Annotated in this window: 2 protein-coding genes; both read left to right on the forward strand. The window is 53.9% G+C overall.

The window, feature by feature from the left end; translation table 11 throughout:
* Positions 1–1076, forward strand: a 1076-nt coding sequence (locus FQ187_RS29785) for a tyrosine-type recombinase/integrase (protein WP_149632219.1), incomplete at its 5' end; no start/stop codon positions are given.
* A 519-nt stretch (positions 1077–1595) separates the two neighbouring features.
* Positions 1596–2033, forward strand: coding sequence for a hypothetical protein (locus FQ187_RS29795; RefSeq protein ID WP_149632220.1), 438 nt, complete (start codon positions 1596–1598; stop codon positions 2031–2033).
* The last annotated feature ends 284 nt before the right edge of the window (positions 2034–2317 follow it).

Raw genomic sequence — 2317 nt, forward strand, 5'->3', positions numbered from 1 at the left:
TTGATCATCTTTACAACTTCCAGCTTGAAGCTGTCGTCGAATACTTTGCGTTTGTCGGTCATGGAGAACTCCTCAATAGGTGTATTTTCCACCTATCGGGGTGTCCGGGGAAATTAGACCACTGCACGCCCACCATCCGCACTACAACACCAACTTCGACCGACACCACTCGTACCGCTCCCCCAGTTGTAGGCGAAGGGATTACCTTTGAGAAGCTCTACAAGCTCCACATGGATGAGCGCCAAGCGGACTGGCAGACAGCGACCCTCAAGAATAAGAAAGGGTGCTATGGGACTCTGGCGGGGATGCTTGGTACGTTGGACCTACGCACTCACACCCGTAAGGACATGACAGACCTCAAAGCTCGCCTCATGGAAGGTCGTAAGCCATCTACCGTCAATAAGATACTCATCGAACTCTCGTCGGTGATGACGTGGGGTGAAGATAACGGTTACCTCACCAAGACATTTGGTAAGGGACTCCAAATCCGTAAGGGCTCTGAAAGCGAGCGTGGTGCGTTCACTACGACTCAGGTAGCTGACTTGATGGCATACGCTAACAAGCTCCCCACCTCATCATGGCAGCGTTGGGCGTTGAGTCTGGGTGTGGTCACAGGGGCTCGTATTGGGGAGATTTATCAGGTCACCACTGAGGACTTCAAGAAGGTTGATGAACAGTTGGTGATGGACCTCAACGCTGACGGTGGCAAAACCCTCAAGAATAAATTCAGCGCTCGAATAGTGCCGGTGGTGCCCATGCATGGTGTGGACGTTGACTCGCTCCTGGCTTTCGCTGAGGCAGCAGACGGGAGGCTCTTCAAGATGTCCTCCAGCGGTTTCACTGGAATGCTCAATCAGCTCATCCGTGACGTTCTCGGTACAGAGACGAACACAGGGCAGTCATTCCACTCGCTGAGGCATCACCTTGCAGGGGCCATGAAGGCCGCAGAGGTTCCTTTGGGGGCAGCTCAGAGCATCTTAGGACACAGCTCAGGCTCAATCACCTTTGACCTCTACGGGTCGGGTAGGGCAGTGCAGGTGCGGCGCATGGCTGAGGAACTGGTTAGAGCCTTGTAGCGTTCTTGCGGTGCGTGGAATGCACAAGCTTCGACTCGGCCAAAGCCATGGACGACAATCAGCCTCATGCACAGCCGAGTCTCTGCGTTGAGCTGCCAATATGTCGTCAAATACACACAGCTTGGTTTAGTTCTCTTCTCTTATGTCCGCAGAGCCTACAGGAGACTCAAAGGGTCCTGTAGGCTTCCCATCCTCTCCAGTTAACAGCCACCAACGATAGGCTGGAAACACTCGCCCCAATATCTCTATCTCTTCCAGCCCCATGCGCGCGCGACCGCGCTTTACGTTCTGCCAGCGTACGTAAGGGACATCTCCCGCGCTTGCAAGGTCCCCTAAAAGCGCCCGATGCAGTAGCAGGGCGGCGCGTTCAGCAATATCCATAAGATGCCTCAGAAAGTGGTTGGATTGTGTAAATAGTACATGTACTCTGTACATCTTGCTACTAAAACACTTTCCACAATCTCATGCTACCACACGCAATGAGACTCAATAGACCACCTACAGGGGCGTTTCCATCACATGAACACCATCTTCAACCTGACGAACTTCACTTCAGCAGCGGTCGCAAACAACATCCTCGCGGCCATGCAGGACACCTTAAAGACCGGCCTTGCTCAGTACGTTACGAACCGCCGTGGCCGTCTCTGGCTCCGCGTGGACATCAAGCGCGATGACCATGGCCGCATGTACTTCCAGTTCCTCACGGACACCATGCAGGAGGTCGGACACCACCTTCTAAAGGCCGCGCTGTTCCATTGGTCCCGTGGTGATGAGCGCGAGTTCTCAGGGCTCCACGCAGCTCTCTACCGCCTGCCTATTCATCCGTTTGATGCGCTTCTGGCTTCTCAAGAAGAGGCTAAACAGATTAAACGGGGAGTCTCAAGGATTCGCCGTTTGTACCTCGGGTGGGTTGAATACTGTCGGACGCGTGGCGCGAATCGAGTAGAAGCCCTTTGACGGGTAACTAAACAAACGCGCTGTATTAATCTCAGTAGTCACAATTGGCTTATACAACCTTGCCAGCTTCTGAGTAGCGCGCCTCGCATTGCCAACACCATGAGCCTTAACCCTTAGAGACTTCTTAAGTTCTCTTTGCGAGCTTCTGCGCCCTGAATGCGGATTCCACGCCATCCGGACACTCAGCCCACCAACATCCGGACACTCATTCCACGCTCATTCGGACAGGCAGTCGGAGCGCAGCGACGCAGGTTTGCATTGTTAGTCTGAAGTCCCTGTTGCCG

This window comes from Pseudomonas sp. ANT_J28 (genome assembly GCF_008370005.1).
Taxonomy (GTDB): Bacteria; Pseudomonadota; Gammaproteobacteria; order Pseudomonadales; family Pseudomonadaceae; genus Aquipseudomonas; species Aquipseudomonas frigoris.